Source organism: Chitinophaga sp. (assembly GCF_035564935.1).
Classification (GTDB): Bacteria; Bacteroidota; Bacteroidia; order Chitinophagales; family Chitinophagaceae; genus Chitinophaga.
Map to the genome: position 1 here is coordinate 1 of NZ_DATMTE010000566.1, position 6,103 is coordinate 6,103.

Here is a 6,103-nt window from a genome sequence, read left to right on the forward strand (position 1 = left end):
ACCCGATGTGCTAATTAGCGGAAGAGCAACAAAATTAAAATCGGTTTGCGGATTGCATGCTTCAGTTTAACATGCTGAAAAACAAAAGGGCTCCTCTACATCGAGGAGCCCTATGCTCTTTCGGGATAAACCCTATTTGTACCACGTACGGGATTCGAACCCGTGATTCCTCCGTGAAAGGGAGGCGTCTTAACCCCTTGACCAACGCGGCGTTTTCGTTTGGGATTGCAAAGATAGGAAAATGTTTTACAAACCAAAACTTTTTTTCAATTCCTTATCAAAGGTAAGAAGATTATGAAAAAAGCGGTGATTATAATGCCAGTCTATTCTTTCAGACCTGCGATCAGGTTTATGGTTAATGCCACCACAAATGTATTCAGCAAAAAAGAAAGTAAACCATGTGCCAGTGCTGTACGGCGGATCACCCTGCCGGTGATATCCACATCTGATACCTGGAAGGTCATACCAATCACAAAGGCGAAGTAGGCAAAATCGAGATAGTCGGGTTTCTTCTCCTGAGGAAATTCCAATCCGCCTGCATGTTTGGTACTATCATTTTCATCGTCGTCGTAGTAGAGGTGAGTATAATGAAAAGTGAGAATGGTATGTACCATTGCCCAAGAGGCCAGCATACCCGCAACTGCTACCGGCAGGTACAATATCTTTGAAAGCCCTGTGAGTTCTTTCGACAGCATCATTAACAGCACCAGCACCAGGCTTGCCACAGAAGCCACCACTACTGTCAGCGTAACAAAAGTCCGGCTGCCGTCGTCCACTCTTGCCCATGTACGGATCTCGTCCGTGGTACGGTTAAAGAATACGATCCATCCGGTAGCAATGTAAGAGATCGCAAAAATATCCCATAGCATAGCAGATAATACCAGCGGATGTACTGCTATTTTCAGCAGTAAAAGCACCGCCAGTACCAGAACGGATAATCCTACACTCACCAATACGCGCTGCAAAGGATGCATACTCACCAACAGGGAAGCAACTTTCTTTTTTCTCATGACAGGGAAACTTATTATTAAAGATAACCCTCATTTTCAAAGCATCCTTATCCTGATCAGAAATTATTATCCTATAATTTAAGTAGACTATTGTTCAGGTCATTCTATTTATCTACTTTAGTGTACCCTCATTACTTGAAGAGCACCACCCCTTGAGTAATTATCTCACTTTAAAAAATGTTTATGAAACCAAAATTGTACGCCCTGCTGTTATTGTTTTTTATTTCCTATTCCACTTACGGACAAACGATAGAAGGTACCGTAAGAGACAGCAAACAGCCGCTTGTTGGCGCTTCCGTAAGATTGGTGGGCCGCAGCGCCGGTGCCACCACAGATGCCGATGGTCATTATAAAATACAGGTACAGCCGGGAGAATACCGGCTTAGTGTTAGTTACATCGGGTATCAATCCGTAGAAAAAAATGTTATCGTAACAGCCAACGGACCAGTAACGCTCAACTTTACACTGTCTACCACCGATGATCTGAACGAGGTAGTAGTACTGGGTTCCAGGAGTGCGCCCCGTAGTCAGCTTACCACCGCGGTTCCTGTAGATGTGGTAGACGTTAAACAGGTAGCGCAATATTCCCCGCAGGTATCCATTAACCAGATCCTGAATTATGTGGCTCCCTCCTTCTCTTCCAATACACAATCACTGTCGGACGGAACAGACCACATTGACCCCGCTTCCCTGCGCGGATTGGGTCCGGACCAGGTACTGGTACTCATCAATGGTAAAAGAAGGCATACCACGTCTCTTGTAAACATCAACGGCAGCTTTGGTAAAGGGTCTGTAGGCACGGATCTCAATGCTATTCCTACCGCTGCCATTAAACGGATTGAAATATTGCGCGACGGGGCCGCCGCACAATATGGATCAGACGCTATTGCCGGCGTTATCAACATCATCCTGAATGATGATGTAAATAAAGTAAATGCCAGCGTATCTACCGGCGGTTATGTATCGAAACTTTCTGAGAATAACCTGGACGGACAAAATGTACAGGCTAATATTAATTATGGGTTGCCACTTGGCAGCAAAGGCGGCTTCATTAACCTGGCAGGTTCCTATGATTACCGCAATTATACGAACCGTACCGGCACCTTCAGCGGCACTATTTTTAACGACTATAACGACCCTGCACTGGCAGATGTTCCCGGTTCTCCCAACGGAAAGGATATTACAGACCAGGAACTGGCTAAACGGGGATTAACACGCAACGATTTCAATTCAAGGATAGGGCAGGCTGCAAACCGCGGAGGAAGCCTGTTCCTGAATGCGTCGCTACCGGTAAGTGAGCACGCAGAGATATACGCCTTCGGGGGATTGAACTACCGTCATGGTGAAGCCGCTGCATTTTACCGTACACCATCGCAACTTACACAAAACAATGACACCATTTACCCCAATGGTTTTCTTCCGCTGATAGTTACCGATAACCGCGATAAATCGCTGGCAGCAGGTATCAGGGGCAGCCTGGGGGAATGGAAAGTGGATTTCAGTAACACGTTTGGTGAAAACGGTGTAGACTTCAGCGTGGATCAAACATTGAACGCTTCTATGTTAAAAGCTTCTCCCACCAGTTTCGAAGCTGGTGGTTACCGCTTTCAGCAGAACACTACCAACCTTGATTTCAGCCGTTTCTTTGATAATTCGCTCAGTGGTATCAACGTTGCGTTTGGCGCGGAGCACCGGTATGAAAATTACCAGATCCTTCCTGGTGAAGCTTCTTCTTATGTCAATTATGGCAATGCCCTTAACATTGGTACGGATGCACAAGGAAAGCCCATCCTGATACCTGATCCGAAAGGAAATGTAGCTACCCGGTTTGCTGCCAATGGCGCTCCTTTTGCAGGCGGCGCCCAAAGCTTTCCCGGCTTCAGCCCCGACAATGCCACCAAAGCCTCCCGTACGTCCATTGCTGCATATGGCGACGTGGAATTAAACTTCACCAAACAGTTCCTGCTGGATGCGGCGTTGCGCTTTGAAAACTATTCCGACTTTGGTTCCACGCTGAACTGGAAACTGGCAGGCCGCTATCAATTTAGTCCGAAGTTTCTGCTGAGAGCTGCCGCCAGCACAGGATTCAGGGCGCCTTCCCTACATCAGCGTTATTTCAATGCTACTTCCAGCATCTTTACAGACGGTGCTTTTATAGAATCGGGCACCTTTACCAACGACAGCCGCGTAGCTGCTTTGCTGGGCATTCCTAAACTTAAACAGGAAACTTCCAACAGTTACAGCGCCGGTATCACCAGTAATCTCGGCCCCCTGAAACTAACGGTAGACGGCTATTTCATCCGGATAGACGACCGTATTGTATACACCGGGCAATTCTCCGGCAATCAAAACGGCACACCGCAGGAACAGGAAATATATAACATTCTGCGTTCTGCCAATGCTTCCACGGCGCGTTTCTTTGCCAATGCCATCAACACGGAAACAAAAGGTGTGGATGTAGTGATCACTTATACTTTACATCCCGGGAAAGGCCACCTCAGGGCAGATCTTTCCGGCACCTTTGCCAAAACATCGCTGGTAGGGCCTATTCATTCTTCTGCACAACTGGCAGGAAAAGAAAGCACCTACTTTGATGAGGCCAGCCGCATTTATCTTGAAAATTCAGTACCCCAGACAAAGGCTAATCTCACCCTTAATTATTCTATACAGAAATGGGGATTCTTCCTGAGAAATGTATACTTCGGAAAGGTACAGGAAGCAACCAATACAGTAGCTAACCAGGATATTTACAGTGGCAAGGTAGTAACAGATGCAAGCGTAAGCTATAGTTTTATTCCTGCGTTACGGCTCACTATCGGCGCCAATAACCTGCTGGATATATACCCGGATGAGTTATCTGTAGCTAACCAGAGTTCCGGCCGGTTCCTTTATTCCCGCAGCTCGCAGCAGTTTGGCTTTAATGGCCGCTTCCTGTTTGCGAGACTGGCATTAAGTTTTTAATTATTCGCTTTTTAGTTAAGGTAAATGCAGCGATGCATTTACCTTAACTAAAAAATGTGAACACGCACAATTATAATATTGTGTTGCCATCTGATGCCAGCTGGTTTGCACGGATATGCAAAAGTGGCGCTGTTCCGTTATTCAAACTGTTTCCAGGGGCAGCTCCACGAAGAAAATACTGCCATCGCCGGGAGTGCTTTCGTACCAGATAACACCGTCATGCGCTTCTACGATCTGCCGTGAAATGGATAATCCAAGGCCAAATGACTGCTCCCCTGCTGTACCGGGCCTGCGCGATACAGTGAACATATCGAAGATATTGTCTTTAATATCTTCAGGTATACCGATCCCTTCGTCCTTCACCCTGATTTGTACTTTACCTGTTTTCACTTCCAGCAATACCGAGATGCGGGCCCCATTGGGACTGAACTTGATCGCATTGGTAATAAGGTTGCTTATCACGCGCCAGATCTTTTCCCGGTTTACATGAGCAATCACATGCACTGCCGTCAGGGATATGTGCTGCCTTTTTTCCTTTGCTTTAAAGTGCAGCAGTTCTACACAATATTGCAGCAGCTGGTACATGTCTACAGGTTCTTTGGTGAGTTCCTCCGTGCGCGTATGCATGAGCAAAAGGTCGTTCACGAGCTCAAGTGAGTTTTCCCCGGAAGTTTTGAGCAGGTCCAGCAACATACGGTCATTGTCGCTGCGTGGCTCTTCGTCCAGCATGAGGTGGGCTATAGAGGTCATGGCCCCTATAGGATTGCGGAGATCATGCGCTACTACTCTGAGCATCTGGGTATTGTCTGCCTGGCTTTGTTCAAGTGCGGCCAATGTATTCTGTAACTGTTGGTTTTGGTCCGAGATAATTTTATTCATCTGGCGGGAGCGCCGGTACTGGTAGTAAATAAAAGCCAGCAGCAGTATAGCCACGGAGCATATGCCAGCCAGCGTCCATATCTGGGTTAGTTTGGCCTGGTTACCGGCTTCCAGTAAATCGTTCTGCTCCCTGATTGCACTATAGACAGTATAATCGCCTATAAATTTCTTCAGGTTACTGTTATCAGTCTCCAGTGCGGACGCCATCAGTTTTTGCGCCTGTATAATCTGATCTTTGTTGCCAATCAGTTCTGTGTTTTTCAGAATAGCATTCAGCAATTGCGTGCTAAAATTTTTATAGCCGTTTTCCTCTGCAATTTTATATGCGAGCGTATAGTAAGTCAGTGCGCTGTCTGGTTTGTTTTCCATGCAATCTCCATATAATATCAGCGTGCTGATTTCCAGGTATTCCATCCCCGTATTACGGGCCTGATCAAGTGCGGCCCTGATCAGTGGCAGCGCCTCGGGTTTGCGGTTATTAGCTACCATGTAGGTGGGAAGCATAAGCATGGCCAGTGACTGCATGGGCTGGTCGTTATATTTGTCCGCAATGGCCCGTGCTTTGGTCAGGTAATGCCTGATGGTATCTTCCGGCAGCTCAGGATGATCTAAGCAATAGTTGAGATAGAGCAGGGTCTGGATGCTGTCGCCCTCCAGTTGCTGCCCCAGCTCGAAACCCTGGCGGGCAAAGCTGATAGCTTTGGGGCTGTCGGCCATATCAGTATATACGGTCGACATATTTGAGAGCACCTGGGCAACATTGGAGGAGTCACCGAGTTCCCGGTACGCCGTCAGGCATTTGCTGAACAGCTCCAGTGCCTCCTTATAAAGCCCTTTAAAGTAAAGCGCAGCGGCAATTACGTTATCGGCATCGGTTTCGCCTTTAATGTATCGCAGCCTCACTGAGAGTGCTTTCGCTTTTGTGCCATAGTAAAAGCAACTGTCAACATCTTTCAGATAAAAAAGAATGCCTATGCGATTAAGCTTGTCGGCAAACGCAACACTGTCTTTAATAGCAATCAAATCGCCCTGTGCTTTCCTGATCATTGCGGATTGTGCCAGGGCGCTGTTTTCCAGTGAGCAGAAGAACAGGTACAGAACGAGCAGGGATACCAGTTTGGAGAAGCTCATGAGGATGATGGTCAAAGTCTACTGTTAATTTAAGATTTTTATAGGAAAGGGGGGAAGAAAATGTTGTTACAGGGGAACCAATTCTTTTTAACTAATTAGTAACCCTTCCAAAAATTGTTTTT

The 6,103-nt window shown here is 46.8% G+C and carries 3 protein-coding genes and 1 tRNA gene; 1 reads left to right on the forward strand and 3 read right to left on the reverse strand.

Going from position 1 to position 6,103, the window contains the following annotated elements; translation table 11 throughout:
- Nucleotides 1-139 precede the first annotated feature (139 nt).
- Both VN105_RS14665 and VN105_RS14670 read right to left on the reverse strand, forming a co-directional pair.
- A tRNA-Glu gene (locus tag VN105_RS14665) sits at nucleotides 140-211 on the reverse strand.
- 112 nt (nucleotides 212-323) lie between these two features.
- Complete coding sequence (locus VN105_RS14670; protein ID WP_325642149.1) at nucleotides 324-1,010, reverse strand: DUF1345 domain-containing protein; 687 nt, start codon at nucleotides 1,008-1,010, stop codon at nucleotides 324-326.
- Nucleotides 1,011-1,193: 183 nt separating this feature from the next.
- On the opposite strand from VN105_RS14670, the gene VN105_RS14675 reads away from it, so the two are divergent.
- Entirely contained in the window at nucleotides 1,194-3,971 is a 2,778-nt protein-coding gene (locus VN105_RS14675) for a TonB-dependent receptor (protein ID WP_325642151.1), read from the forward strand.
- 141 nt (nucleotides 3,972-4,112) lie between these two features.
- Here the strand turns inward: VN105_RS14675 and VN105_RS14680 are convergent, their stop codons facing one another.
- Nucleotides 4,113-5,996, reverse strand: coding sequence for a tetratricopeptide repeat-containing sensor histidine kinase (locus VN105_RS14680; protein WP_325642153.1), 1,884 nt, complete (start codon nucleotides 5,994-5,996; stop codon nucleotides 4,113-4,115).
- Nucleotides 5,997-6,103: the final 107 nt, after the last annotated feature.

What these genes read in the sequence shown, in the direction of transcription:
- VN105_RS14670 (WP_325642149.1), bottom strand. Translation starts at nt 1,010, where the DNA reads ATGAGAAAAAAGAAAGTTGCTTCCCTGTTGGTGAGTATGCATCCTTTG.
- VN105_RS14675 (WP_325642151.1), top strand. Translation starts at nt 1,194, where the DNA reads ATGAAACCAAAATTGTACGCCCTGCTGTTATTGTTTTTTATTTCCTAT.